Consider the following 25,253-nt stretch of genomic DNA (forward strand, 5'->3'; position numbering starts at 1 on the left):
TCACGTCACGGTTCGGCAGAAATGAACGGCGCGGTCATACGCCCAGGACCACGCCCACGAAGATCACGCCACCCAGCACATTATGGTTGAGAAAGGCACGGAAGCAGGCCTCGCGCTCCCGGTGGCGAATCAGCCACTGATGGTAGAACGCCAGCCCCACGGCGGCCGCCAGCATTACGTAATAGGCCGGCGCCAGGTCGAACAGCCGCCCCACCACCACCAGCAGCAGAAAGAACACCCCCTGGCACAGGCCGATGTACAGCCGGTCACGGCGGCCCCAGAGAACCGCGGTCGATTTCACGCCGATGCGCAGGTCGTCATCCCGGTCCACCATCGCGTAAATGGTGTCATAGACCAGCGCCCACACCAGCACCGCCGCGAACAGCAGCCAGGCACCGGCCGGCAGGCTGCCGGTCTGGGCGGCGAACGCCATCGGCACCGCCCAGGCGAAGGCCGCGCCCAGCGCCGCCTGTGGCCAGTGGGTATAGCGTTTGGTAAACGGATAGGTCGCCGCCAGGACCACCCCGCCCAGCGACAGGGCGATGGTAAGCGGGTTCAGCAGCAACACCAGGCCGAAGGCCGCCAGCGCCAGTAACGCGAACAGTGCCAGCGCCCCGGCTTCGCTCACCTCGCCGGTGGCCAGCGGCCGCTCCCGGGTGCGCTTGACGTACCCGTCGATGCCACGGTCGGCGTAGTCGTTGATCACGCAACCGGCCGAGCGCATCAGGATGCAGCCCAGCACGAACACGATCAGCACATCGGCATTCGGCAGCCCGTCCGCCGCCAGCCACAACGCCCACAGCATCGGCCAGCCCACCAGGAAGATCCCGATCGGCCGGTTGAGCCGGGTCAGCCGCCAGTAGGCGCTCACGCGCGGCGGCCAACCGAAATCCGCCTGCATGGTCAGTCTGCCCCGTCGGCCTGCTCAATCGCCTGCAGCAGCGTGTCCAGCAGCTTGCGACCGCGCTCGCCGGCCAGTTCCACATACTCGTCACGCACCGGCAACGACCGCTCCCGGAAGGCCGCCCGTTCGCTGTCGCCGAGTTCGACGATCTCGATATCGCTGCTGTCCTCGATCATCGCCAGGCGCTGGTCGTTGAGTTCGCGCTGCTTTTCGAAGATGAAACCGGCCAGCTCGCCACGGATCTCGTCGAGCATCGCGCGGCGTTCCCCGGACAGCCCGTCGATGAAACCGGGCGCCGAAGCCACGGTGGCGATGAACTGTGCATGCCGGGCCCGAGTCATGGCGTCCTGGACCTCGTGAAAGCTCATTTCCTGAATGGCGAACACCGGATTGACCTGGGCATCGATCATGTCCATTTGCAGGGCGCCGTAGACCTCGCCGTAGGGCATCGGCGAAGGCTTGGCCCCGTAGGCCTTGTACGAAGACAGGAGCAACGGCGACACCATGGTGCGGATCTTGACCCCGTCAAAATCCGCCGGCGTGCGCAGCGGCTTGCCCGCGGTCCACACCATCCAGCCCTCGGGCACGATCGAATAAAGCGTGAGCCCGCGTTCGCGATAGGCCTCGTCGAGCAGCTGGTTGAATCGCTCGTTGCCGGTGAGCACGTCGTGATTGACGCGGTTGTCGTCGGACAGGATGAAGTGCAGCGTCAGCAACTGAACCTCCGGCACCACCGATCCCAGATGCCCGGGCGAGGCGAACGCGAACTGCAGTGCCCCCTGGCGCAACTGCTGGGTAAGGTCCGCGGAGGTGCCGAGACTGCCGTAGGGGTGGATTCTGACCGTGATCTCGCCATCGGTGCGCGACTCGACCATGGATTTGAACTGCTGGGCGTAGGTCCACTGCACGCTGCCCTCGACTTCCTCGAGCGCGAACCGCCAGACCTCGCCCGACTCACCGCGTTCACCACAACCGGCCAGGGCCGCGAGCAACAGCAGCAGCGTTACGCATGGAAATCGCATTGGCGGGCTCCCGGTGATGTTTGAGTGAACCGGCCCCGGCCGATGTTCGGCGGAGCGCGGAAAACGGTAGCACGGGCCAGCCGCGACCGGCAGCGGCAGCGGCAGCGAAGGCCGGTTCCGGTACTGGTAATTACCTTAGGCCGGACCCGGAAAACCATGCTAGTTTCTGCGCTCCTTCAATCCCGGAGTGCGCGATGTCCGCACCCTCACAGTCCGGCGGCGAGCCGATTACCGATCGTCGGCAACTGATTGAATACTTTGAGTCCGCCTGCAAGCCGCGGGACAACTGGCGGCTGGGCACGGAACACGAGAAGTTCGTCTTCCGGCTGGATGATCATCGCGCGGTTCCCTACGAGGGGGAACAGGGCATCGGCGCGTTTCTGGCGGGCCTGCAGCGCTTCGGCTGGTCGCCGATCGAGGAGGACGGCCACACTGTGGCGCTGGCCTCGAACGGCTGCCACATCACGCTGGAACCCGGCGGCCAGTTGGAACTGGCCGGGGAGCCGCTGTTCACCATCCACCAGGCCTGCAACGAAGTCCACGAGCACCTGCGACAGGTCAAGGCGGTGGCCGCCGAGCTGGGGCTGGGCATGCTGGGCCTCGGCTTCGTGCCCACCGGTCGGCGCGAGGACATGCCGTGGATGCCCAAGTCCCGCTACCGGATCATGCGGGAGTACATGCCCAAACGCGGCGACCTCGGGCTGGACATGATGCTGCGCACCGCCACCGTCCAGGTAAACCTGGACTACGGCGACGAAGCACACATGGTGAAGAAGCTGCGGGTGGGGCTGGCCCTGCAACCCATTGCCACCGCCCTGTTCGCCAACTCCCCGTTTACCGAGGGCCGGCCCAACGGCTACCTGTCCTACCGCAGCCAGATCTGGACCGACACCGACCCCGACCGCAGCGGCATGCTGCCCTGGGTGTTCGCCGACGGCATGGGCTTCGAGCGCTATGCCGACTACGCCCTGGACGTGCCGATGTATTTCGTCGTTCGTGACGGCCGCTACATCGATGCCTCCGGCCAGTCCTTCCGCGATTTCCTGGCCGGCAAGCTGCCGGCGCTGCCCGGCGAGATTCCCACCATCGGCGACTGGGACGACCACCTGACCACCATCTTCCCCGAGGTACGGCTGAAGAAGTTCATGGAAATGCGGGGCGCCGACGGCGGCCCCTGGCGGCGGCTGTGCGCCCTGCCCGCGCTCTGGGCCGGCCTCTGCTATGACGACGCCGCACTGGAAGCGGCCTGGGCGCTGGTGCGGGACTGGACCGACGAGGAACGCCAGCGCCTGCGCGACGAAGTGCCGCGCACCGCCCTCAAGACCCCGTTTCGCAACACCACGCTCCAGGCGCTGGCGAAGGACGTGGTAACCATCGCCACCGACGGACTGCGGGCCCGCGGGTGCCGCGATGCCAACGGCGAGGACGAAACCGGCTACCTGGACCAGATCGCGGAAATCGCCGAAACCGGCCGCACGCCCGCCGAGGAACTGCTCGAGCGCTACCACGGCCGCTGGCACCAGTCGGTGGCGCCCGTTTACACCGATTTCGCCTACTAGGGCACTCGGGCCGCGCCGGTTCAGTCGACCACGTGCCGGCCGTAATTCGGGGGCAGCAACTGGATCTCCAGACGCCGGTTTTCGGCCCGACCCTGCGGGGTGTCGTTGTCCGCCACCGGCTCGTAGTGGCTGCGACCGACGACGTGGATGCGCGCCGGGTCGATGCCCGCCTCGTCGATCAGGTAGCGTGCGGCGCTGGCCGCCCGGGCCGATGACAGTTCCCAGTTGCTGGGGAAACGCCAGCGCAGCCATTTGCTGATGTCCAGATCGTCGCTGTGGCCGACGATCCGGATGATGCGCTCCGGGTAGTTCTCGAAGATGTAGGCGATCCGGCCCAGGGTCTCGGCGCCGCTGTCCTTGAGCCGCGCGGCACCGGAAGTGAACAGCAGGTCCGCGCCCAGGCGCACCACCGTGAGGCGTTCCTGCAGCCGGTCGATGGTGACGTCGCGGCGTTCCAGCTCGGTCCTGAGTTCCTCCCGCTGGCGATCAAAGCGGGCCTGTTCGGCTTCGCGTTCCCGGCGCAGCGTCGCGATGCGCTGCTCCAGCGAGCTGATCGACTCGTTTGCCGAGTCCAGTTCGGTTTCCAGCGCGGCGGCCTGCTCCCGTGCCTGTTCCACCTCGCTTTCCTTGGTGCGGATCGCTTCGTCGGTGGTCGCCACCTCGTCGCGCAGGCTTGATCGGGCCTGTTCCGCCGCAGCCAGTTCCGCCGCCAGCGTCTCGCGCTCCTCGGCCAGCGCGGTGCGCTGCTCCTCGGTTGTTTCGAGCTCCGTCGACTGGCTATCGATACGCTCGTTGACTGCCTGCAGCTGCTCGGACAGCGACGCCCGCTTCTCCCGGTTACTCTCCAGTTGTGCCGCCAGATCGGCGCGCTCGGCCACGATGGTGTCCAGTTCCGCGCGCAGGTCCTCGCGCACGCCCTGGACGTCACTGAGTTCGCTCTGGAACTCGTCGCGCTGATCGCTGACGGTTTCCAGCTCACCGGCAAGCTCGCGGCTGCGGGCCGCCAGCGCCTCGTATTCCTTTTCCAACCGGGCATTGAGGTCGCGCTGAACCTCGAGTTCCCGTTCGCGTTCGCTGGCCACGGACGTGACCTCGTCCAGTCGCTCATCACGGTTGCCGAGCCGCGAACGTAGTCGGTCCTGACGCCATTCGGCGGCCTCCAGCTCCTCACCCACCGCGCGCAATGCCTCGGTGCGCTTGTCCAGCGCCGCCTCGCGATCGGCCAGCCGCTGCTCGACGCTGTCGATGGTCGCCTGGCGTTCGCGCAACGCCTGCTCGCGTGCCGCCAGTGAATCCTGCAGCTCGGCCTGCCGGGCCTGCGCCTGCACCTTCGTCTCCGCCAGGGATTCACGCTCGAAATGAAAGAACATCCAGCCGGCCACCGCCATGGCCGCAAGCACCCCGGTCAGGCCCCACGGAATCAGTCCCCGCATACCTCGCCTCCGCGCGTTGTTCCCCCGCTTCTGCGGCGGTTGTCGGATCGCTACCCGGTTCCGTTGTTACCGAAATATGGCGCACGGGTCCAGTAATCCGGCGAACCGGTGGCCCTGGTGGAATGCGCTGCGGATGCCAGGTCATTGATTCTGCGAATGACGCGTAATCACTGGCGCCCGCGCCCCGATCAACGATGCCGGCATGGGCGCGCGAGACACACCGTGGCGGCGCCGGGCCAGCAAGGTGATAAACCGTAATACCGGCGATCAGAGGGTGCCGTATCCGGCTAACGGAACAACGGCCGGATGGCGCGTACCCCGGGAACCTGCCGCGCCACCGCCGCGAAGCGGCTGCGCACCATGGCCACGCTGCCCACCAGTTCCACCTGTTCGAACGGCAGCAGCACCTCCACGTCGACCGAGTCATTGAGATAATGCAGCGTCACCCGTTCGATGTGACCGGCGATGGGCAGGTCCGCCCAGGCCTCGCGCAGTCGTACCATCAGTTCGGTGCGCAGGGGCAGATCGAACGCGGCCGGGGCATCCTCGTGGCCGTCGGGCTCTATATGAATGCAGATGTCGGCGATCTCGTCGACGTGGGAGACCAGCCGGTCGCTGATTTCCTCGCTGATCCGATGCGCCTCACTCAGGCTGATGTACGGGTCCACCATCACCCCCACATCGGCATAGGCGGCGTGGCCGCCCATGGTACGGGTGCGCAGCCGGCGCATCCGGCGCACGCCGGGAACATCGCCGATGTGATCACGCACCACCGATAGGCGGTCCGGCGCCAGCCCGGTATCCACCAGTTCGCGCAGGCTCTGCCAGCCATAGCGCCAGCCGAAGGCGGCCAGCATCATGGCGATGAACACCGCGCCGACGGCATCCAGCAACGGCATGCCGGCCATGCTGCCGGCCACCGCCGCCACCGCGACTACCGACGACGCCGCGTCCGAGCGGTGATGCCAGGCGTTGGCCTCGAGCAACAACGAGCGCGTCCGGCGCGCCTGATGGCGGGTGTACCAGAACAGGCCTTCCTTGAGCACCAGCGAGGTCACGGCCGCGGCCAGCGCCGGCCAGCCGGGCACCTCCGGCGCCGCCCCGCCCAGCAGCACGGTGCCGGCGTTCCAGGCGATGAAACCGGCGGTGACGATCAGCAGCATGCCCACGAAGGCGGTCGCCACCGTCTCGATGCGGGCATGACCGTAGGGATGATCATGATCGGCCGATTTGGCCCCGACCCGGATGGCGGCCAGCACCACCGCGTCGCTGACCAGATCCGACAGCGAGTGGATGCCGTCGGCGATCAGCGCCTCCGACCGGCCGAAATAGCCCGCGATCAGCTTGAGCAGACCCAGCGGCAGGTTGACGGCCGCTCCCACCAGCGTCGCCCGTTGCTTGCGACGCACTTCCAGGCGCAGGCCGCCCCGCGCCGGGCGGGACTCGGCATCGGCCAGCGGCTGGCTCATGTCCGGGGGATAAAAAAGACCATGACGGTACCGATTATACCGTCAGCCCGGGCCGCCCGTGTGGACGGCGGCCCGATTCCCGGCGCGGGCTACCCGGGATCGTCGACCGTGCTGATCACCGCGTCCCGGGGTTCCGCGGTCGGAACGGCTTGCGGTCCGGTTGGCGTGCCGCCCGGCGCCGGCTGATCCGGACCCGCCACCTGAATCGGCGTGGTCGACGACGGCCGGCGGGAATTGACCGCGAGGGTGGTAAGCCCGGCCACATCCTGCTCGCCTACAAGAGCGTACTGTTCACCGGCCGACTGCCAGGTGACAACGTTCAGGCCATCGCCCCGGACCACGCGGTAGGCGGCCGCGTCGACATCGTCCCGCGGCGCCACATACAGCCCGACTCGCTGCCCCGAAGCATTGGTGAACCGATACTCGGTGACGCTGGCCGCATCCAGCATCCGGGCGCCCGCAAACTCGAAACCGATCGGTTGGAATTCCGGCATCGGGCCCGACGCCGTCGATACCGACGGCGACTCCCGGAACGAATCCAGTGCCACCTGCGTGAGCGCCGGCTGCCCGGACTGCGGCAGCGACCACCAGACCAGCGTTGCCGTCAGCAAGAGCAGTGCTGCCGCGGCCAGGGCCGGCGTCGGCCAGCGGCGGCGGCTGCCGCCCGGGTTGGCGGCCTGCAACCGGGCCGGCACCGGCGCCTCGAGTGCGTCGGCAAACGCCCGGGCAATCAGCCGGTCCTGGTCGATATAGGCATTGACTTGCGCCTGCGCCGCGGGGTCCCGGCGCAGGTAGGCCGCCACCTTCGCCGCCCGCCGTTGCGGCAGATGGCCATCGGCAAAGGCACTGAGTTCCTCGTCGCTGATGTTATCCGGTGAACGCATCACTTGACCCTCCGCAGTGCGCGAGGTGCCTCGCGCTGTTCCTGCATATCGCGCAGCGCTTCCCGGGCCCGCGCCAGACGTGACCGTAGCGTGCCCACGCGGATGCCCAGAATCGCCGCCGCTTCCCGATAACTGGGTTGTTCCAGCGCCATCAGCAACAGCGCATCGCGCTGCGGCGCCGGCAGCCGATCTACCAGGGCCAGTACCTGGCGGCAGCGCACATCCATTTCCCCGTCCTGCCACACATACTGGTCGCGGGCCGGGTCCGGATGGGTGGTCTCGCGGCGCGCGGTCGCGGTCTGCCGACTGTTGAGATAGAGCCGGTACAACAGCTTGAACAGCCAGGAACGCAGGCGACCCACCGGCCGCCACAGATGGCCCTTGCGCATGGCCCGTTCCAGGCAGTCCTGGACCAGGTCGTCGGCTGCCGACGGATCGCCGCAAAGCCCGCGGGCATAACGCCGCAGATGCGGAAGCTCCGCCGCCAGTCGCTGGTCGAATGTCATTGCCCGGCCGCTCCGTATCGCAATCGCCTGCCATAACAACAGGAATGGGACCGCATCGGTTCCTGTCGCATTGCCAGGGAACCGATCCGCCCCGGGTGTTGTTGTTCCCGTGACCGCGCCATCAGGCGGGTCGCAAATTTGCAATCGGAGAATCCATCAATGTCTTCTCACAATCGCATGGTTCGCAACATGGCGCTCGCCGCCATCCTCGGATTCGGCGCAACCGGTGCCGCCGTGGCCCAGCAGCAGCCGGCCCAGCAGCAGGCGCCCCAGGCCAAGGACTTCGACAAGGCCGAGCTTGAATCCTTCGTCGAGGCGCAGGCCGAGGTCAGCGATATCAGCCAGGACTACCAGCAGAAGATGCAGAACGCGGACAATCCGGAGGCCCAGGCCAGCATGCGCCAGGAGGCCAATCAGGAAATGGTGCAGGCCGTGAACGACGCCGGCCTCGACCCGTCCACCTATAACGCGATTGCCCAGGCGGCGCAGAGTGATCCGCAGCTGGCCCAGAAGATCGAGGGCATGCGCTAAACAAGAAGAACGGATGCCGGCACACGGCGCCTGCCGTGGCCGGTATTCACCAGTTTACCTGTCTGTCCCTCGCTCGCCCGCGGTTGCCCATCGATCGCGGGCTCTTTTTTTGCCGGCGCAGATCCCGGGCAGGAATGCCATGCTCAGTTGCGGCCGATCTCGTCGCGGCCGTAGAACTTCACCCCCTTCTGGATGCGCTCGCGCCCCCCGGCCAGCCGGTGGCGGTTGGTGTCGCGCAGGGAATACACGCAGCCGCAGTACTCCTGCTGGTAGAACGCCTCGCGCTTGGCAATCTCGATCATGCGCTGCGAGCCGCCCTTCTTGCGCCAGTTGAAGGTCCAGTAGTCAACCTGACAATAGCGCGAGGCCGCCCGCACGCCGGACTGGTTGATCTGCTGCATGTTCTTCCAGCGCGAAATGCCCAGGGTGCTGGAGATCAGCGGAAAACCGTGCTCGTGGGCATACAGGGCGGTGCGCTCGAAGCGCATGTCGAAGCAGACGGTACAGCGTCGACCCCGTTCTGGCTCCTGTTCCAGCCCCTGGATGCGGTCGAACCAGTTGTCGGTGTCGTAGTCACCATCCACGAAGGGCACGTCGAGGGCCTCGCAGAAGCGGATGTTCTCGTCCTTACGCTGCTCGTACTCGCTGCGGGGATGGATGTTCGGGTTGTAGAAATACACGGTGAAATCGATGCCCGACGCCTTCACCGCCTCCATCACTTCGCCGGCGCAGGGGGCACAGCAGGAATGCAGCAACAGCTGGCGGGCGCCATCCGGCGCTTCCAGGGCGGGACGCTGATAATCCTGTTCGTTATAGGGGTTCATGCACGTTGTTCGAGCCGCGAATTGGCGATAATGATGCCAGTAAGCCGGCACCCGGAAAAGCGCTGGCACCCCGTCAGGCAACCGGCTAAGGTGCCCGGGCTGAATAAATTGCGAAGGAGGCAGCAATATGGCGGACAACGAAGGCAGCATCCTCATGGGCATGATCTGGATGGCAGTGATTTCGCTGCTGCTGTTCTGGCTGCCCCTGCTCGGCCCGCTGCTGGCGGGCATCGTCGGCGGCCGCACGGCCGGCGGTGTCGGAGCCGGGCTGCTGGCCGCGGTATTGCCGGCGCTAGCGCTGTCCGGCCTGCTGTTCCTGATGGGCACGGCGCTGACCGGCCTGCCGGTCATCGGGTTGATCGCCGGGGCCGGGGTGTTCGTGTTGATCGCGTTCCAGATGGTGCCGCTGCTGATCGGTGCCTTCATCGGCGGGCTGCTGACATGAACGACACCGCGAGCCGCATCGAGCCGCTGATCGACGAGATCCTGGATGCCTGGCGGCCGGCTCTGGGGGACGCCTATCCGGCCTACCGCAATCATGCACAGCGGGTGCTGGCCCTGACCCTGCGGCTGGGTGAGTTCGACGACGACCAGCGCCGCAGCCTGGCGATTGCTGCCGCCTTCCATGACCTGGGCATCTGGAGCGACGGCACGCTGGATTACCTGGAGCCGTCCGTCGACCGGGCCCGGGCGTGGCTGGCGGATCATAACGACAGCCAGCGCGGCGATGCCGTGGCCGCGGTGATCCGCAATCACCATCGCGTGCGCGGCTGCCGCGACGAACACGCGGCGCTGACCGAACCGTTCCGGCGGGCGGACCTGATCGATGTCAGCCTCGGCCTGATCCGTTTCGGCATTCCCCGTCGCGACTACCGGGCGCTGGTTGCCGAACTGCCCCATCACCGCTTCCACCGCCGACTGATCCGGTTGTTCGGGGCGCATATCGTGCGCCATCCGCTGCAGCCCGCCCCGATGTTCAAGTGGTGAGGACATCGTCATGACCCGATCCGTCTTCGTCACCGGTGGCAGCGGCTTCATCGGCCGCAATCTCATCAAGGCCCTGATCGATACGGGTTGTTCCGTGCGCGCCCTGGCGCGCTCGGATGCCGCCGCGGACGCGGTCACGGCCGAGGGGGCCGAACCCGTGCGCGGCGACCTGCACGACCGGGCCGCACTGACACGGGGCATGACCGGCTGCGAGTGGGTGTTCCACGCCGCCGCCAAGGTGGAGGAATGGGGCGACCCGGCCGACTATGAGCACATCAACGTGGGCGGCACGAAGGCGGTCATCGCCGCGGCGGCGGCCGGCGTCAGGCGGCTGATTCACGTTTCCACCGAGGCCGTGCTCGCGGACGGCAGTCATCTGCACAACGCGGATGAAACCTGGCCGCGGCCGGCCAACCCCCTGCCCCGCTATCCGCGCACCAAGGCCCGGGCCGAGGCGGCGGTAGAAACCGCCAACGGAGACCACGGGCTGGAAACCGTGATCGTGCGCCCGACCTCGGTCTGGGGCGCCGGGGATACCTCGGTGCTGCCCAAGATCGCCGCCGCGGTGGCCAGCGGGCGCTTCATGTGGATCGGCGGCGGTGACTATCCGCGCGCCACCACCCACGTGCGCAATCTCTGCGAAATCCTGCTGCTGGCCGCGGAAAAGGGCCGTCCGGGCGGCTGCTACTTCGCCACTGACGGCGAGCCGGCCCGCTATCGGGATTTCCTGACCGCGGAACTGGCCACCCTGGGTGTGGCGCCGCCCGCCCGCTCCATCCCGCGCCCGGTGGCGAAAGCGACGGCTAATGTGTGCGATGCCATCTGGAACACCCTGGGCCTGGCCAGTCCGCCGCCCGTCAGCCGGCTGCTGGTAACCCTGTTCGGTTCGCCGGTGACCATCGATGATTCGCTGGCCCGCCGCGAACTGGGCTACGTCGGCCGGGTCACCCGGGAAGCCGGACTGGCCGAAATGGCGGATCAGTCGACAGGCGGGGCGTAAACCGCCAGCAACCCCGGATGCACGCGAAAGCTGGCCGGCGTCTTGCCGCCCGGTTCGCCGTCCACCGCGATGGTCTTGGGTTGCCGCGTGCGCACCTCGATGCGGCTCGCCGCCAGCGTCTCGATCTGGCCGTGCTCCCGGGTGCGCCCGACCCGCAGGGCCGGAATCATCGCCAGCAGGGACCCGTCCCGGTGGGCGGGGATGGCATAGAGATCGAGCCGGCCGTCATCGATGGCGGCATCCTCAGCGATCGGAATGCCGCCACCGTAGAATCGCCCGTTGCCCACCGATACCTGAATCGCCCGCAGCCGCCGCCAGGGGCCGTCATCGCCGCGGATTTCGGCCGTGAACCGCCGCCGGGTGCGAAACGCCGTCCAAGCGGCATACGGATAGGCCAGTGGCCCCATCAGTTTCTTGGTGTCACCGTCGGAGCGGCGGGCGATCTCCACCGCGAATCCGATGTGAGCCACGTTGACGAAATAGCGCCCGTTGCATTCACCCAGATCGATGCGGCGGACATGGTCGGCGGCAATCACGTCGCAGGCAGCTAGCGGCTCCAGCGGCACACCCAGGGAGCGGGCGAAGTCATTGGCGGTGCCCAGCGGCAATACGCCCATTGGCAGGCCGCTTGCCGCGACCCCGGGGAGCGCGGCATTGACGGTCCCGTCGCCACCTCCGACGATCACCCGGTCGATGCGCTGCCGGTGCTCACGAATGGCGGCGGCAATGTTGTCCGGCCCGTTCGGGGCAACCTGGATCACGCCGAGCCCGCCCTGCCGCAGCCGCGTGGTCAGCGCCTCGGCGCCGCCCGCACCACTGCGGCTGTTGGGGTTGATCAGCAGAAGCGCCTGTCGTTCGGTCACGCGGGATTCCTTATCATACCGGGCGCGGACGGCCGGGAGAGCGGCGCACAGTCAACCCCAACCGGCCCGCAGCGTCAATCGTCCGGGCCGGACTTGCGCCAACCGGTCCCCGGCCGGTTAGGCTTGTCCGGCAACCCATGTCGGCAAGTCCGATGATACAACCCGCGCGGGGACTGGCCCCGCTCCGCCTGCTGGACCGCGCCGTGGAGCGTCTGGAACAGGGCATTCTTGTCGGGGGCATCCTGGCGATGGCCTTGCTCAACATCGCCAACGTCATCAGCCGCAACCTGCTGGACGGCAGCATGTCGTTTGCCGAGGAGGCCAATCAGGGACTGATCGTGCTGGTGACGTTCATGGGGCTGGGCTACGGCGTGCGCCGGGCCCGGCACATCCGCATGTCCGCGTTCTACGACCAGCTCCGCGGCCGGATGCGCAAGGCGCTGATGGTGATAATCGCGGCGGGCACGGCGGCACTGCTGCTGCTGCTCACTTGGTTCGCCATCGCCCATGTGCAGCAGCTGTATCAATCCGGCACGGTCACCCCGGCCCTGCGGGTGCCGCTGTTCCTGATCCAGCTATCGGTGCCGGTGGGCCTGTTCCTGGGGGCGGCGCAATATCTGCTGACGGTGTGGCGCAACCTGACCACCGAGGGCACCTGGCTTTCGTTCACCGAGCCGGATGCCTACCACGAGGTGGCGCCGGAGTCCGCGTCATGGTGATTCTGGTGGTCACGGTAATGCTGGTCCTGCTGGCGCTGGGCTTCCCGATGATGGTGCCCCTGGCCGGGGCCGCCCTGGCACTGCTGTTCGGATTCTTTGCCGGGCTGCAGCCGGCGCTGCTGGTCCAGCAGATGGTGGGCGGCGTACAGCCGGTGGTGCTCACCGCGGTACCGATGTTCATCCTCGCCGCGGATATCATGACCAAGGGCCACACCGCCAACCGCCTGCTGGACCTGGTGGATACCTTCGTGCGCCACATGCGGGGCGGGCTGCCGATCACCACCGCCGCCAGCTGCACCCTGTTCGGCGCGGTATCCGGATCGACCCAGGCTACCGTGGTGGCAATGGGCGCCCCGCTGCGGCCACGGCTGCTCAAGGCCGGTTATCGCGACAGCTTCGTGATGGCACTGATCATCAACAGTTCGGATATCGCCCTGCTGATTCCGCCCTCGATCGGGATGATCATCTACGGCGTGGTGGCCGGGGTGTCGGTGGGCGAGCTGTTCATCGCCGGCATCGGGCCCGGCCTGCTGGTGCTGGCGCTGTTCTCGCTCTACTGCTGGGTGGCGGCCCGCCGACAGGACATTCCCCACGAGCCCAGGGCCAGCTGGGGCGACCGCCTGCGGGCGTTGCGTTCAGCCTGCCTGCCGCTGGGTTTTCCGGTGATCGTGGTGGGTGGCATCTATTCCGGATACTTCTCCCCCACCGAGGCCGCGGCGGTGTCCGTGCTGTATGCACTGATCCTGGAGGTGGCCGTGTTCCGCGCCGTGCGTATCGCCGATATTCCGGGCATCGCGCTATCCACCGGGCTGATTACCTCGGTGGTGTTCATTCTGGTGGCGGCGGGGGCGGCATTTTCCTGGATGATCTCGTTCGCCGGCATTCCGGACATGGTGCTGGGCGACTTTATCCAGGCAGCCGGCGACAGCCCCTGGCTGGCGCTGGCGGTGATCTGTCTGGCCTATTTCGTCGGCTGCATGTTCGTGGATCCGATCGTGGTGATTCTGGTGCTTACGCCAATCTTCGCGCCGCTGATCGCCGCATCCGGGCTGGATCCCGTACACGTAGGGACCTTGGTTGTACTGCAGGCAGCCATCGGCTCGGCAACGCCCCCGTTCGGTTGCGACATCTTCACTGCCATCGCGATCTTCCGGCGGCCCTATCTGGACGTAATCCGGGGCACGCCGCCGTTCATCGCGATCCTCGCCTTGGCGACGGTGCTGTTGATCGCGTTTCCGTCGATTGCGCTGTTCCTGCCCAACCTGCTGTATTGATTTTTACCGGAGGCTTCCCCTCATGCGGATGCGCGGTTGTTGTCTGCTCCTGGCCTGCTGCCTGCCGATGGCGGCATTGGCAGACGGTTACGTGTTCAGTTACGGCTTCGGCGAAATCGGCGCCCCAACTCCCCGCGGTGGCACCACCCGCGGCGCGCCGGTGGAGCCGGCAACCGACCCCGGCCCCCGCTATCGCGCCGTGCAGGCCGAGGGATTGTCGTCCAGGGAACGGGACCGGCGCGCCATTCTGGCGCTGGCCGGCGAGTTCAAAACCACCTTCGAGTTCGTCGAAACCGCCACGCTGATTCCCGACCTGCCCCGCGACGACCGGCCCTACCGATCCTGGGCCACGGAATATGTGTTCGTGCTTGAGGATTTACCCGAGCTGATCCGCCTTCAGCACGTGCTAGTGATGCGTTTCGTCGACGACGACGGCGACATCAGCGACCCCATGGTCACCAAGCACTGGCGCCAGGACTGGCACTGGCAGCCGGACCACCGATGGCGTTATCGGGGCGATGGCAAATGGACCCGCCAGGCAGTCACGACCGACCGGGGAATCTGGAAGCAGGCGGTGTATCAGGTGGGCGACGCGCCACGTTACGAAGCCCTCGGCCAGTGGCATCACCGGGACGGGATGTCGACGTGGCATAGCGAATCATTCGATCGCCCCCTGCCACGGCGGGAACACAGCGTGCGCGACGACTACGGCATTCTTGCCGGCCGCCACCAGATCACGCTGACCCCCACCGGCTGGCTCCACGCCCAGGAAAACAGGAAGCTGCGCCTGGATGAGGATGGCAACCGGCAGGCGATCGCCACCGAAACCGGACTGAATCGCTATCAGCGGATCGAGGGATTCGACATGACGCCCGGCCGCGAACTATGGGACCGCCAGTCGGCGTTCTGGGCGGCGGTGCGAACGGAGTGGCACCGGCTGCAGCAACAGCACGAGGTGCTGGAAGTTCGGCGCGAGGTGGACGGCCAGTCACGCTTCGCCCGTCTGTTCGGGCTGGCCGAGGAGATCGCAGACGCCGACGACGAAACCGTCGCCAGGCGGGTACGCGAAGCGATCCGGCCGTACGTTACACCCGCGGACTAATCCGTGTCGGGCAGGTAGGCCCCGTCCTCGTCGTGAATCTCGCGCCCGGATACGGGCGGATTGAAGGTGCACACCAGCTTGAGTTCCTCGATCGCCTTCAGCGTATGGCGATCGTGGTTATCCAGCGCGTAGAGCGTGCCCGGCACGATGTCGAACTGCTCGCCGGTGTCGCGATTGGTCAGCACACCCCGGCCCTGGTAGCAGTAGACCGCTTCCAGGTGGTGCTTGTACCACATGTCGAATTCGAGACCCGGGGGAAAGGTGGTCTCGTGCATGGAAAAGCCCATGCCGTCCTTCTTGAGGATGAACCTCACGCTGGTCCAGCCGGCGGGACTGACCACTTCCTGGTCAGTGCCTTTGAGGTCTTCGAGGCGCACGATCTTCATCGGCAAGACTCCTGAACGTAGAGAGCAGTCGAAGCCGCCGGCCGCCCGTCACGGGCAGCCGGCGAGATACGGTTGGCGATCAGGCCGCGCCCTGCAGCAGGCCGTGATCCTGGAGGGCGGCATCCACTGCCTGTTCCAGCAGGTCGAGGCCGCGGGCGAGGTTGTCGTCGCTGATGATCAGCGGCGGCATCACCTTGAGCACGTTGTCGTCCGGACCGGCGGTCTCGGCGATCAGGCCGAGCCGGAAGCAGTGCTCGCCGATGGCGTCGGCCACCCCCTCGGTCTTGCAGTCCATGCCGATGAACAGACCCCGCCCGCGTACTTCGGCCTCGAGTCCGGGCCGGGCCTTCACGATGGCGCGCAGGCGCTCCTGCACCCGCTCGCCCTTGGCCAGCACGCTCTTTTCCAGCCGGTCGTCGCGCCAGTAGTGGTTGAGCGCGGCCGAGGAGGTGATGAATGCATGGCAATTGCCGCGGAAGGTACCGTTGTGTTCACCCGGCTTCCAGATATCCAGGTCCGGGCGGATCAGGGTCAGCGCCAGCGGCAGCCCGAAGCCGGACAGCGACTTGGAAATAGTGATGATGTCCGGCTTGATACCGGAGGGCTCGAACGAGAACAGCGGTCCGGTGCGGCCGATACCGGCCTGGATATCGTCCACGATCAGCAGCATGTCGTGCTCGTGGCAGAGCGCCTCGATCTTCTGCAGCCACTCGTTGCTGGCCACGTTGATGCCGCCCTCGCCCTGCACCGTTTCCAGGATGATCGCGGCCGGCTTGTCGAACCCGCTGGAGCTGTTCTCCAGCAGCATCCGCAGGTCGTCCGCGGTGTCGCGGTCCTTGCCGAAGTACTCACAGAACGGCAGCGGCGTGGCATTGCCCAGCGAAACACCAGCGCCGCCACGCTTGGAACTGTTGCCGGTCACGGCCAGCGCGCCCAGGGTCATGCCGTGGTAGGCATTGGTGAAGAACAGCACCCGGTCGCGGCCCTTCACCTTGCGGGCCAGCTTGAGCGCCGCTTCCACCGCATTGGTGCCCGTGGGCCCCGGGAACTGCAGCTTGTATTCCATGTTGCGCGGCTTCATCACCACCTCTTCGAAGGTGGCGATGAAATCTTCCTTGGCCTGTGAGGCCATATCCAGCGAATGGGTGATGGCATCCGAATGGATGTATTCCAGCAGCGCCGCCTTCATGACGTCGTCGTTGTGCCCGTAATTGAGCGCGCCCGCACCGCTGAAGAAGTCGATGTACTGCCGGCCTTCGGCGTCGTCGAGCAGCTCGCCCTTGGCGGTGGTGAACACCGTGGGAAACGAGCGGACGTAGCCGCGAACTTCGGATTCGAGACGATTGATGTATTCCATGATGACTCCTGGGGCGTGCTGCCGGTCAGGCCTGGGCGGCCTCGCGATCAAACGGGCCGATGCGGAAGAGGATTTCGGGTTCGTGCTCGCCGTCGCCGGGGAATGCCGCGGCCGGGAACAGCTCGGTTTCGTTCACGTCGGCATCCATGCGCCGGGCGAAGCCGCGGAACAGCGCCATCGAAGCGTCGTTGCTGGGACCGATCGTGGTGTCGAGATACGACACGCCGGCGCAGGCCGGACGCAGCATGATGTCCTGCAGCATGCGGGTGGCGATGCCACGCCCGCGTCCGGCTTCGGCGACACCGACCTGCCACACGAACACCGTATCCGGCTTGCCGGGCGGGCAGTAGGCGGAGATGAAGCCGACGACGCGGCCGTCGAGTTCGGCCACCACGCTGGTGGCGGCGAAATGCTCGGTGATCAGCAGGTACGCGTACGGCGAGTTGACGTCGAGAACGCCGGTATCGACAACCAGTTGCCAGATGGCGGCCCCGTCGTCGAGGACCGGGGAACGGAAGATGACCCCGTCGCTCTCGGATTGCTCTTTCGGGTTGGAAATGGCGTTGAAAAGCGCTTAGAACCGATGCGCAGTATAACGGTTTTGGCTAGACCTTGCCCGCCGGGCGCAGCGACTGGTGCAGGGACCGCAATGGGTGAACCGACATATTTTCCAGGTATGTCAATGCGTTACACGATGCTCTTGCGCCCGCGATGGTGGTGAAATAAGCCACCTTGTAACGCAGGGCCGTGGTGCGAATGGATTGTGATTCCTCGATCGCACGCTTGCCTTCGGTGGTGTTGACGATGAACTGGATTTCATCGTTCTTGATCATGTCCACGATGTGCGGGCGCCCTTCCTTGACCTTGTTCACCGTCCGCACCTCGATGCCGGCAGCCTGCAGCGTGGCGGCAGTGCCACGGGTGGCCACCAGACTGAACCCGGCTTCCGCCAGCTGGGCGGCCAATCCGGCCACATGGGCCTTGTCCGCCTCGCGCACGGTGATCAGCGCGGTCCCGCTGCGCGGCAGGCCGGCGCCAGCCGCCAGCTGGGACTTGGCGAACGCCTCGCCGAAGGAGTAGCCCACCCCCATCACTTCGCCGGTGGATTTCATTTCCGGTCCCAGCAAGGGGTCAACGCTGGGGAACTTGTTAAAGGGGAACACCGCCTCCTTCACCGAGAAGTAGTCCGGTATCCGCTCCTCGCCAATGCCCTGCTCATCCAGCGACCGGCCGGCCATGCAGCGAGCTGCGATCTTCGCCAGCGGCAGCCCGGTAGCCTTGGACACGAAGGGCACCGTACGCGAGGCGCGCGGATTGACCTCCAGCAGGTAGACGTCCCCGTTCTTCACCGCGAACTGCACGTTCATCAGCCCCACGACTTCCAGCCCGCGGGCCAGCGCCGCGGTCTGGGCGCGGATCTCGTCCAGCACCTCGCCCGACAGACTGTAGGGCGGCAGCGAACAGGCGGAGTCGCCGGAATGCACCCCGGCCTGCTCGATGTGCTCCATCACCCCGCCGATGAAGGTGCGGTGACCGTCGCAGATGGCGTCCACATCCAGCTCGATGGCATCATCCAGGAAGCGATCCAGCAGCACCGGAGCATCTTCGGAGACATGCACGGCCACCGCCATGTAGCGCGCCAGGTCCTCGGGACCGAACACGATTTCCATCGCCCGGCCGCCCAGGACGTAGGACGGCCGCACCACCATCGGGTAGCCGACTTCCTCGGCCAGTTCCATCGCCTCGGCTTCCGAGCGCGCGGTGCGGTTGGCCGGCTGCTTGAGGCCGAGCTTGTTGACCAGATTTAGGAACCGGTCGCGGTCCTCGGCCAGATCGATGGAATCCGGCGTGGTGCCGATGATGGGCGCCCCGGCAGCCTCCAGGCGGCGGGCCAGTTTCAGCGGGGTCTGCCCACCGTACTGCACGATCACGCCTTCGGGCTTTTCCACGTCGATCACCGACATCACGTCCTCGAACGTCAGCGGCTCGAAGTACAGCCGATCCGAGGTGTCGTAGTCGGTGGACACGGTCTCCGGATTGCAGTTGACCATGATGGTCTCGTAACCATCCTCGCGCATCGCCAACGCCGCATGCACGCAGCAATAGTCGAATTCAATGCCCTGGCCGATCCGGTTCGGTCCGCCGCCCAGCACCATGATCTTCTTTCTATCGGAGGGGTTAGCCTCGCATTCTTCATCGTAGGATGAATACTGATACGCGGTGGCGGTGGGGAATTCGGCGGCGCAGGAATCCACCCGCTTGAACACCGGCGTCACCCCGTGGGCCAGCCGCGCGTCGCGCACCGCGAACTCCCCGGTATCCAGCAGCCGCGCCAGACGCCGGTCGGAAAAGCCGGCCCGCTTGTAGCGGCGCAGCTCGCCCGCGTCCAGGTCGCTCAGGGCGCGGCCGGCAAGTTCGCCTTCCATCTCGATCAGTTCGGCGATCTGATCCAGGAACCAGGGATCGATCCAGGTGAGTTCGAATACCTCCGCCACCGTCATCCCGGCGCGAAAGGCCTCGCCCACGTACCACAGACGATCGGCACGCGGGGTGGTGAGTTCGTTGCGAAGGGCGGTCAGCGCTTCGGCGGAATCATAATCCGCCAGCTTCTGCTCGAACCCGTCGGAGCCGATCTCCAGGCTGCGCATGGCCTTGTGCAACGATTCCTGGAAATTGCGGCCGATGGCCATGGCCTCGCCCACGGATTTCATCTGGGTGGTGAGGCGGTCGTCGGCGGTGGGGAATTTCTCGAAGGTGAAGCGCGGAATCTTGGTGACCACGTAATCGATGCTGGGCTCGAACGAGGCCGGGCTGAGCCCGCCAGTGATCTCGTTGCGCAGTTCGTCCAGCGTGTAACCCACCGCCAGCTTGGCGGCCACCTTGGCAATGGGGAAGCCGGTGGCCTTGGACGCCAGCGCGGACGAGCGCGACACCCGGGGGTTCATCTCGATGACCACCATGCGGCCGGTAGCCGGATCCACGCCGAACTGGACGTTGGAACCGCCGGTATCCACTCCGATCTTGCGCAGGCATGCCAGCGACGCGTCCCGCATGCGCTGATATTCCTTGTCGGTCAGCGTCTGGGCCGGGGCCACGGTGATCGAGTCACCGGTGTGCACGCCCATGGGATCGAAGTTCTCGATCGAGCAGACGATGATGCAGTTGTCCGCGTGGTCGCGGATCACCTCCATCTCGTATTCCTTCCAGCCCAGCACCGACTCTTCGAGCAATACTTCATTAGTCGGTGACAACTCGATGCCACGGCTTACAATATCGTCGAATTCCTCACGGTTGTACGCGATCCCGCCGCCGGTCCCGCCCATGGTGAACGAGGGCCGCACGATGATGGGAAAGCCGAGCCTGGCCTGGGCCGCCGTGGCCTCTTCCATGCTGTGTGCCAGCGCGGAATCCGGGGTATCCAGGCCGATCTCGTGCATCGCTTCACGGAAGCGTTCGCGGTCCTCGGCCATGTCGATGGCGTCCTGCGACGCCCCGATCAGCTCCACCCCGTGCTTGTCGAGCACGCCCTCGCGCCACAGGTCCAGGGCACAATTGAGCGCCGTCTGTCCGCCCATCGTGGGCAACAGCGCATCGGGCTTTTCCTCCTCGATGATCCGCGCCACGGTCTGCCACTGGATCGGCTCGATGTAGACCGTATCCGCGGAATCAGGATCGGTCATGATCGTGGCCGGGTTCGAGTTCACCAGGATGACCCGGAAGCCCTCCTCGGTGAGCGCCTTGCAGGCCTGGGCGCCGGAGTAATCGAACTCGCAGGCCTGCCCGATCACGATCGGGCCGGCGCCGATGATGAGGATGCTCTTGATGTCGGTGCGTTTGGGCATTCGTTGGAACTATCCGCAGATTACGCAGATTGCGCTGATTGGTCAGAGACGGAATAACGGTTGATACCGGGATTCAGCCCACTTGTGTCTACCACTAGTGTCGCCCGTCGGCACCAGCCAGGTTTACCGAAAACCGCATTTCGCCCGCCGAACCGTGATTCATGCAGCCACCCGAATCTGTGCAATCTGCGAAATCTGCGAAATCTGCGGATCATGACTTCGCGGTTTCCATCAGACGAATGAATTTTCCGAATAGCGGCGCGACATCATGCGGCCCGGGGCTGGCCTCGGGGTGGCCCTGGAAGGAGAATGCCGGGGCATCGGCCAGCGCGATGCCCTGCAGGCTGTGGTCAAACAGGGAGCGGTAGCTGGCGCGTACGCCCTCGGGCAGGCTGGCCTCGTCCACCGCGAACCCATGGTTCTGGCTGGAGATCATCACCGCGCCGGTTGCCAGGTCCTGAACGGGATGGTTGGCGCCGTGGTGGCCGAACTTCATCTTCACGGTACGCGCACCGGCGGCCAGGCCCAGGATCTGATGGCCCAGGCAGATGCCGAGGGTGGGAATCCGGCGTTCGATCAGGGTTCGCGCGCTGGCGATGGCGTAGTCGCAGGGGTCCGGATCACCCGGCCCGTTGGAAAGCACCACCCCGTCGATGTCCAACGCGAGTACTTCGTCCACCGGCATGCGCGGTGGTACCACCGTGACACGGCAGCCGTGATCGACCAGCCGGCGCAGGATGTTGTGCTTCACGCCGTAATCGTAGACGGCGACGTGATGGGCTGCCGCAGGGGCGGTACGGGTCCAGCTCGGTTCCGACCAAGCGTAGGTGCTGGCGGTACCGGCTTCCGCCGCCAGGTCCATACCCTTGAGCCCGGGGAATTCGCGCGCCACGCGCAGCGCCTCGTCGGCGTCCACGTCGCCGGCCATGATGCAGCCGTTCTGGGCGCCCTTCTCCCGCAGCAGTCGGGTCAGACGGCGGGTGTCGATATCGCCGATGGCGACCAGCCCATTCGCTTCCAGGTAGTCGATCAGGCTGCCCTGGCTGCGCCAGTTGCTGGGCGCGCGCGGTACCTCGCGCAGGATCAGGCCGGCCGCCTGAACGTTTCCGGATTCGGTGTCGTCGGCATTCACGCCGACGTTCCCGACATGGGGATAGGTCAGGGTCACCATCTGACGACGGTACGAGGGATCCGTGAGGATTTCCTGGTAGCCGGTCATCGCGGTATTGAAGACCACCTCACCACTGGAAATGCCTTGTGAACCGATGGCAAGCCCGTGGAAAAGGCTGCCGTCCGCGAGTGCGAGCAGTGCCGGTGGACGCAAGCAGATCTCCCGATGGCGCTTCAGGGGACTCGCGGATCGGGCCGGTGACGGCCTCGGGGCGAGCGGCGAGGATTATAGCGGGCGAGCCGGCCAGCGTCTAACTGTCTGCCGGATAGCGCCCGGAATCAGGGCTGCAGACAGAGGCCGTCCTCGGCGACCAGGGTCGCGCCGTCGTAGTGTTCGGCGATGGCGGCGCGACTGGCCGCCAGGTGATCGAGGCTGCGCCGCATCAGATGGGACAACACCAGCTTGCTGACGCCGGCATCGCGGGCGAGTTCGCCGATGGCCGACGGCGTGGCGTGAAGATTACGCGCCACCCGGCCGGCGTTCTCGGGGATGGCGTGGTGCATCACCAGCAGGTCGGCGCCCTCGATCATCGCCGCGAATGCGGGGTTGTCGCTGTTCTGGTCGCCGCTGAAGGCAATCGTGCGATCACCGACGCTCACCCGATACCCGAGCGCCGGTACCGGCCCGTGCGTGACGCCGATCGCGTCCACCCGCAGGCGGTCGTTCTTCCACACCGTCCGGGGCTCGCGCCGATCGTGATCGACTTCGATCCGCTCCAGCGGAAACAGCCGGCCGCCGTCGTCCTCGAGATAGGCCGAGAGGTAGCGGTAGGCCCCGTCGGTGTCGTCCAGCAGGCTTTGCGTGAACGCCCGAAGGCCCGGAAACCCGTCGTTGCCGTCGGGGCCGATCAGTGCCAGTGCCCGCCCGCGCTCGCTGAATGAGGCGGTCTTGAGGTAGGCCGGCAGATCATTGCTGTGATCGGTATGCAGATGGGTCAGCGCGATGGCATCGAGATCATCCATGCTCGCCCCGGCCAGACCGAACTGGCGGGCGGTGCCGCTGCCGGCATCCACCAGCAGGCGGGCTCGGCCCTCGATCCAGACCAGATAACCGCTGGAAGCCCGGCCGTCGTCGGCAATCGGCCCGCCGGAGCCCAGCACCTGCACCGCCACGGGCCCGGGACAGACCGCCGCCGCGGTGCCCGACAGGGTCAGCGCCAGCAGAATAGCGACGAATCGCATGGGCATGGTGATGGCCTCCCCTTTTCCGACTTTCACCGATAGCAGACCGGATACCGGCCCGATCTATCTCAGACCGAGCACATCCGGCATGTCGTAGCGACCCGGTGCGCGGCCCGCCACCCAGGCGGCTGCCCGCATCGCCCCGCTGGCAAAGGTGGTCCGGCTGGAGGCCTTGTGGCTGATTTCCAGGCGCTCGCCGTCGCCGGCGAACAGCACCGTGTGCTCGCCCACGATGTCGCCGGCGCGGATGGTCTCGAAACCGATGGTCTTGCGATCCCGTTCACCGGTATGACCCTCGCGGCCGTACACCGCACAGTCATCAAGATTCCGACCCAGCGCACCGGCAACCACTTCGCCCATCTTCAGCGCGGTGCCGGAGGGGGCATCGACCTTGTGGCGGTGATGGGCCTCGATGATCTCGATGTCGACCGTATCGCCCAGCGCGCGGGCGGCCATCTCGAGCAGCTTCAGGGTCAGATTGACCCCGGCACTCATGTTCGGGGCGAATACCAGCGGGATGTCGCCAGCGGCGGCGTCGATCTCGGCGATCTGGGCCTCGTCGAAGCCGGTGGTGCCGATCACCATCGCCGCCCCCATGGCACGACAATCCGCCAGCGCGACCAGCGACGGCTCGGGCCGGGTGAAATCCACCAGCACGTCGAAGGCATGATCACGCCGGGTATCGGCCGCGGCAATCGCCACGTCCAGCGCCTGCTCGCCCGCCAGACTCCCGGCATCGGTCCCGATGAACGGCGAATCCGCCGCCTCGAACGCCGCGCTCAGGCTCAGCCCGTCGGCCGCCACACAGGCGCTCACCAGATTGCGACCCATGCGGCCGCCGGCGCCATTGATCGCGACTTTAATGTGACTCATTCGGGCATTCCGGGCAGGTAAATGGGGAAGACAGGAACCGCAGATTGCGCAGATTTACACAGATTTCTGATTGCGTCAGTGGCAGTCGCCACGCCCCGGCAACCGGGGGCGGAAGCGACAGGGGTCACGTTCAGGCATTTCCAGCCATCCAATCTGCGTCCATCTGCGCAATCTGCGGTTACCTGTTCGTCTTCTACCCCAGGTGCTCCTCGAAGAAGCGCTTGGCCTTGTCCAGCCAGGAGCTGGATTCCGGGTTGTGGCGGGAGCCGCCCTTGTCGAGACTGGCGGCCAGCTCCTCCATCAGCTCCTTCTGGTGCTTGGTGAGGTTCACCGGCGTTTCCACCGCCACCTTGCACAACAGGTCGCCCGGGGCCGAGGCCCGCACCGACTTCACGCCCTTGCTCTTGAGCCGGAATACCCGGCCGCTCTGGGTTTCGGGCGGAATCCGCAGGCTGACCTTGCCCGCCAGCGTCGGTACGTCGATTTCGCCGCCCAGCGCCGCGGTAACCATGTTCAGCGGGACGGTACAACGCAGGTCGTTGCCGTCGCGGGTGAACAGATCATGCGGTTTGACGTTGATCTGCACGTAAAGATCGCCCGGCGGGCCACCCATGTCGCCGGGCTCGCCCTCGCCGGACAGGCGGATGCGATCGCCGTTGTCCACGCCCGGCGGCACCTTCACGGACAGATTCTTCTGGCTCTGGGTGCGCCCTTCCCCGCGGCAGCGCATGCAGGGGTTGTTGATCACCGTGCCGCGGCCGCGGCAATCCGGGCAGGGCTGCTGAATCGACAGGAAGCCCTGCTGCAGCCGCACCTGACCCACACCGCCACAGGTGCCGCAGCGCAGCTTGTCGGAGCCGGGTTCCGCCCCGTCCCCGTCGCAATGCTCGCACTCTTCTAGGGTGGGAATGCGGATCTTGACCTCGTCGCCGGCCACGGCGGTTTCCAGATCCAGACTGAGGTCATAGCGCAGATCGGCACCACGCGCCGCGCGCGACCGGCCGCCGCCCATGCCGCCGCCGAAGATGTCGGAAAAGATATCGCCGAAGATGTCGCCGAAGCCGCCGCCGGCACCGCCGCCCCCGGCCGCGCCGCCCAGGCCGGCGTGGCCGAACTGGTCATAGGCCTGACGCTTACTGGCATCCGAGAGCACTTCGTAGGCTTCGGAAGCCTCCTTGAACCGGGCTTCGGCTTCCGCGTCATCCGGATTGCGATCCGGGTGATTCTTCATCGCCAGCCGGCGATAGGCCTTCTTGATGTCGGCTTCGGAAGCATCCCGGGAGACCCCGAGAACCTCGTAGTAGTCGCGTTTGCTCATTGTCGGGCCGTGGTCGGTAATGGGTTGCGGATTCGTAACAACGAAGTC

The 25,253-nt window shown here is 66.3% G+C and carries 24 protein-coding genes; 8 read left to right on the forward strand and 16 right to left on the reverse strand.

Annotation, left to right across the window (positions count from 1 at the left end):
• Positions 1-34 precede the first annotated feature (34 nt).
• Together ubiA and RM532_RS03350 are read right to left on the reverse strand one after the other, a co-directional pair.
• Positions 35-901, reverse strand: coding sequence for a 4-hydroxybenzoate octaprenyltransferase (gene ubiA / locus RM532_RS03345; RefSeq protein WP_311651724.1), 867 nt, complete (start codon positions 899-901; stop codon positions 35-37).
• Between the two features lie 2 nt (positions 902-903).
• Positions 904-1,926: a TRAP transporter substrate-binding protein gene (locus tag RM532_RS03350; RefSeq protein WP_311651725.1), complete on the reverse strand. Its 1,023-nt coding sequence runs from the start codon at positions 1,924-1,926 to the stop codon at positions 904-906.
• 194 nt (positions 1,927-2,120) lie between these two features.
• Here RM532_RS03350 and RM532_RS03355 point away from each other — a divergent pair, with 194 nt between their 5' ends.
• Positions 2,121-3,485 carry a glutamate--cysteine ligase gene (locus RM532_RS03355; RefSeq protein WP_311651726.1) on the forward strand — a complete coding sequence of 455 codons (1,365 nt, stop codon included), beginning with the start codon at positions 2,121-2,123 and terminating at the stop codon, positions 3,483-3,485.
• 20 nt (positions 3,486-3,505) lie between these two features.
• On the opposite strand, the gene RM532_RS03360 is transcribed toward RM532_RS03355, so the two are convergent.
• The 4 genes from RM532_RS03360 to RM532_RS03375 form a co-directional block, all read right to left on the reverse strand.
• Positions 3,506-4,918: an OmpA family protein gene (locus tag RM532_RS03360; protein WP_311651727.1), complete on the reverse strand. Its 1,413-nt coding sequence runs from the start codon at positions 4,916-4,918 to the stop codon at positions 3,506-3,508.
• A 287-nt stretch (positions 4,919-5,205) separates the two neighbouring features.
• Positions 5,206-6,387, reverse strand: a complete 1,182-nt coding sequence (locus tag RM532_RS03365; RefSeq protein WP_311651728.1) for a cation diffusion facilitator family transporter — start codon at positions 6,385-6,387, stop codon at positions 5,206-5,208.
• Between the two features lie 89 nt (positions 6,388-6,476).
• A complete protein-coding gene (locus RM532_RS03370; RefSeq protein ID WP_311651729.1) occupies positions 6,477-7,271 on the reverse strand; it encodes an anti-sigma factor family protein in 795 nt (264 codons plus the stop codon).
• Positions 7,271-7,777, reverse strand: coding sequence for an RNA polymerase sigma factor (locus RM532_RS03375; RefSeq protein ID WP_311651730.1), 507 nt, complete (start codon positions 7,775-7,777; stop codon positions 7,271-7,273). The genes RM532_RS03370 and RM532_RS03375 overlap by 1 nt, the downstream gene beginning before the upstream one ends.
• Positions 7,778-7,936: 159 nt before the next feature.
• Between RM532_RS03375 and RM532_RS03380 the strand changes: the two genes are divergently transcribed.
• Positions 7,937-8,308 carry a DUF4168 domain-containing protein gene (locus RM532_RS03380; RefSeq protein ID WP_311651731.1) on the forward strand — a complete coding sequence of 124 codons (372 nt, stop codon included), beginning with the start codon at positions 7,937-7,939 and terminating at the stop codon, positions 8,306-8,308.
• A 143-nt stretch (positions 8,309-8,451) separates the two neighbouring features.
• On the opposite strand, the gene RM532_RS03385 is transcribed toward RM532_RS03380, so the two are convergent.
• Positions 8,452-9,132, reverse strand: a complete 681-nt coding sequence (locus RM532_RS03385) for an epoxyqueuosine reductase QueH (protein ID WP_311651732.1) — start codon at positions 9,130-9,132, stop codon at positions 8,452-8,454.
• Positions 9,133-9,259: 127 nt separating this feature from the next.
• On the opposite strand from RM532_RS03385, the gene RM532_RS03390 reads away from it, so the two are divergent.
• Genes RM532_RS03390 through RM532_RS03400 form a run of 3 tightly spaced genes read left to right on the forward strand, consistent with a single transcriptional unit; the run spans position 9,260 to position 11,119 of the window.
• On the forward strand, positions 9,260-9,577 hold the full coding sequence (locus RM532_RS03390; RefSeq protein WP_311651733.1) for a hypothetical protein: 318 nt from the start codon (positions 9,260-9,262) through the stop codon (positions 9,575-9,577).
• Positions 9,574-10,119, forward strand: coding sequence for an HD-GYP domain-containing protein (locus RM532_RS03395; protein ID WP_311651734.1), 546 nt, complete (start codon positions 9,574-9,576; stop codon positions 10,117-10,119). The genes RM532_RS03390 and RM532_RS03395 overlap by 4 nt, the downstream gene beginning before the upstream one ends.
• Before the next feature lie 10 nt (positions 10,120-10,129).
• Positions 10,130-11,119 (forward strand): NAD-dependent epimerase/dehydratase family protein, encoded by a 990-nt coding sequence (locus RM532_RS03400; RefSeq protein WP_311651735.1) that lies wholly within the window; start codon positions 10,130-10,132, stop codon positions 11,117-11,119.
• Here the strand turns inward: RM532_RS03400 and RM532_RS03405 are convergent.
• Positions 11,098-11,982, reverse strand: a complete 885-nt coding sequence (locus tag RM532_RS03405; RefSeq protein WP_311651736.1) for a lipid kinase — start codon at positions 11,980-11,982, stop codon at positions 11,098-11,100. The genes RM532_RS03400 and RM532_RS03405 overlap by 22 nt on opposite strands.
• Before the next feature lie 152 nt (positions 11,983-12,134).
• On the opposite strand from RM532_RS03405, the gene RM532_RS03410 reads away from it, so the two are divergent.
• From RM532_RS03410 to RM532_RS03420, 3 genes are all read left to right on the forward strand, one after another.
• On the forward strand, positions 12,135-12,701 hold the full coding sequence (locus RM532_RS03410; RefSeq protein WP_311651737.1) for a TRAP transporter small permease: 567 nt from the start codon (positions 12,135-12,137) through the stop codon (positions 12,699-12,701).
• The gene (locus RM532_RS03415; protein ID WP_311651738.1) at positions 12,695-13,975 is read left to right on the forward strand and encodes a TRAP transporter large permease; all 1,281 of its coding nucleotides are present in this window, start codon (positions 12,695-12,697) and stop codon (positions 13,973-13,975) included. The genes RM532_RS03410 and RM532_RS03415 overlap by 7 nt, the downstream gene beginning before the upstream one ends.
• A 67-nt stretch (positions 13,976-14,042) precedes the next feature.
• Positions 14,043-15,077, forward strand: coding sequence for a DUF6607 family protein (locus RM532_RS03420; protein WP_311651739.1), 1,035 nt, complete (start codon positions 14,043-14,045; stop codon positions 15,075-15,077).
• On the opposite strand, the gene RM532_RS03425 is transcribed toward RM532_RS03420, so the two are convergent.
• The 8 genes from RM532_RS03425 to dnaJ all read right to left on the reverse strand — a co-directional run bounded on the left by RM532_RS03425 (position 15,074) and on the right by dnaJ (position 25,205).
• The gene (locus tag RM532_RS03425; RefSeq protein WP_311651740.1) at positions 15,074-15,463 is read right to left on the reverse strand and encodes an ectoine synthase; all 390 of its coding nucleotides are present in this window, start codon (positions 15,461-15,463) and stop codon (positions 15,074-15,076) included. The genes RM532_RS03420 and RM532_RS03425 overlap by 4 nt on opposite strands.
• A 79-nt stretch (positions 15,464-15,542) precedes the next feature.
• Positions 15,543-16,820 carry a diaminobutyrate--2-oxoglutarate transaminase gene (ectB, locus tag RM532_RS03430; RefSeq protein ID WP_311651742.1) on the reverse strand — a complete coding sequence of 426 codons (1,278 nt, stop codon included), beginning with the start codon at positions 16,818-16,820 and terminating at the stop codon, positions 15,543-15,545.
• 25 nt (positions 16,821-16,845) lie between these two features.
• Positions 16,846-17,379 carry a diaminobutyrate acetyltransferase gene (gene ectA / locus RM532_RS03435; protein ID WP_311651969.1) on the reverse strand — a complete coding sequence of 178 codons (534 nt, stop codon included), beginning with the start codon at positions 17,377-17,379 and terminating at the stop codon, positions 16,846-16,848.
• Positions 17,380-17,425: 46 nt separating this feature from the next.
• Positions 17,426-20,662, reverse strand: coding sequence for a carbamoyl-phosphate synthase large subunit (gene carB, locus RM532_RS03440; RefSeq protein ID WP_311651743.1), 3,237 nt, complete (start codon positions 20,660-20,662; stop codon positions 17,426-17,428).
• Positions 20,663-20,873: 211 nt separating this feature from the next.
• Positions 20,874-21,986 (reverse strand): glutamine-hydrolyzing carbamoyl-phosphate synthase small subunit, encoded by a 1,113-nt coding sequence (carA, locus tag RM532_RS03445; RefSeq protein ID WP_311651744.1) that lies wholly within the window; start codon positions 21,984-21,986, stop codon positions 20,874-20,876.
• Between the two features lie 125 nt (positions 21,987-22,111).
• Positions 22,112-23,020: an MBL fold metallo-hydrolase gene (locus tag RM532_RS03450; protein ID WP_311651745.1), complete on the reverse strand. Its 909-nt coding sequence runs from the start codon at positions 23,018-23,020 to the stop codon at positions 22,112-22,114.
• Between the two features lie 57 nt (positions 23,021-23,077).
• Positions 23,078-23,887: a 4-hydroxy-tetrahydrodipicolinate reductase gene (gene dapB, locus RM532_RS03455; RefSeq protein ID WP_311651746.1), complete on the reverse strand. Its 810-nt coding sequence runs from the start codon at positions 23,885-23,887 to the stop codon at positions 23,078-23,080.
• Between the two features lie 193 nt (positions 23,888-24,080).
• Positions 24,081-25,205: a molecular chaperone DnaJ gene (gene dnaJ / locus RM532_RS03460; protein WP_311651747.1), complete on the reverse strand. Its 1,125-nt coding sequence runs from the start codon at positions 25,203-25,205 to the stop codon at positions 24,081-24,083.
• Positions 25,206-25,253: the final 48 nt, after the last annotated feature.

The organism is Spectribacter hydrogenoxidans (assembly GCF_031846275.1).
Taxonomy (GTDB): domain Bacteria; phylum Pseudomonadota; class Gammaproteobacteria; order Nevskiales; family Salinisphaeraceae; genus Spectribacter; species Spectribacter hydrogenoxidans.

Coding starts and splice junctions, on each gene's coding strand:
- ectB (WP_311651742.1), bottom strand. CDS start 16,820: ATGGAATACATCAATCGTCTCGAATCCGAAGTTCGCGGCTACGTCCGC.
- RM532_RS03365 (WP_311651728.1), bottom strand. CDS start 6,387: ATGAGCCAGCCGCTGGCCGATGCCGAGTCCCGCCCGGCGCGGGGCGGC.
- RM532_RS03355 (WP_311651726.1), top strand. CDS start 2,121: ATGTCCGCACCCTCACAGTCCGGCGGCGAGCCGATTACCGATCGTCGG.
- RM532_RS03415 (WP_311651738.1), top strand. CDS start 12,695: ATGGTGATTCTGGTGGTCACGGTAATGCTGGTCCTGCTGGCGCTGGGC.
- RM532_RS03410 (WP_311651737.1), top strand. CDS start 12,135: ATGATACAACCCGCGCGGGGACTGGCCCCGCTCCGCCTGCTGGACCGC.
- RM532_RS03375 (WP_311651730.1), bottom strand. CDS start 7,777: ATGACATTCGACCAGCGACTGGCGGCGGAGCTTCCGCATCTGCGGCGT.
- RM532_RS03380 (WP_311651731.1), top strand. CDS start 7,937: ATGTCTTCTCACAATCGCATGGTTCGCAACATGGCGCTCGCCGCCATC.
- dnaJ (WP_311651747.1), bottom strand. CDS start 25,205: ATGAGCAAACGCGACTACTACGAGGTTCTCGGGGTCTCCCGGGATGCT.
- RM532_RS03400 (WP_311651735.1), top strand. CDS start 10,130: ATGACCCGATCCGTCTTCGTCACCGGTGGCAGCGGCTTCATCGGCCGC.
- carB (WP_311651743.1), bottom strand. CDS start 20,662: ATGCCCAAACGCACCGACATCAAGAGCATCCTCATCATCGGCGCCGGC.
- RM532_RS03450 (WP_311651745.1), bottom strand. CDS start 23,020: ATGCCCATGCGATTCGTCGCTATTCTGCTGGCGCTGACCCTGTCGGGC.
- RM532_RS03370 (WP_311651729.1), bottom strand. CDS start 7,271: ATGCGTTCACCGGATAACATCAGCGACGAGGAACTCAGTGCCTTTGCC.
- dapB (WP_311651746.1), bottom strand. CDS start 23,887: ATGAGTCACATTAAAGTCGCGATCAATGGCGCCGGCGGCCGCATGGGT.
- RM532_RS03395 (WP_311651734.1), top strand. CDS start 9,574: ATGAACGACACCGCGAGCCGCATCGAGCCGCTGATCGACGAGATCCTG.
- RM532_RS03385 (WP_311651732.1), bottom strand. CDS start 9,132: ATGAACCCCTATAACGAACAGGATTATCAGCGTCCCGCCCTGGAAGCG.
- RM532_RS03350 (WP_311651725.1), bottom strand. CDS start 1,926: ATGCGATTTCCATGCGTAACGCTGCTGCTGTTGCTCGCGGCCCTGGCC.
- ubiA (WP_311651724.1), bottom strand. CDS start 901: ATGCAGGCGGATTTCGGTTGGCCGCCGCGCGTGAGCGCCTACTGGCGG.
- RM532_RS03420 (WP_311651739.1), top strand. CDS start 14,043: ATGGCGGCATTGGCAGACGGTTACGTGTTCAGTTACGGCTTCGGCGAA.
- RM532_RS03425 (WP_311651740.1), bottom strand. CDS start 15,463: ATGAAGATCGTGCGCCTCGAAGACCTCAAAGGCACTGACCAGGAAGTG.
- RM532_RS03360 (WP_311651727.1), bottom strand. CDS start 4,918: ATGCGGGGACTGATTCCGTGGGGCCTGACCGGGGTGCTTGCGGCCATG.
- RM532_RS03390 (WP_311651733.1), top strand. CDS start 9,260: ATGGCGGACAACGAAGGCAGCATCCTCATGGGCATGATCTGGATGGCA.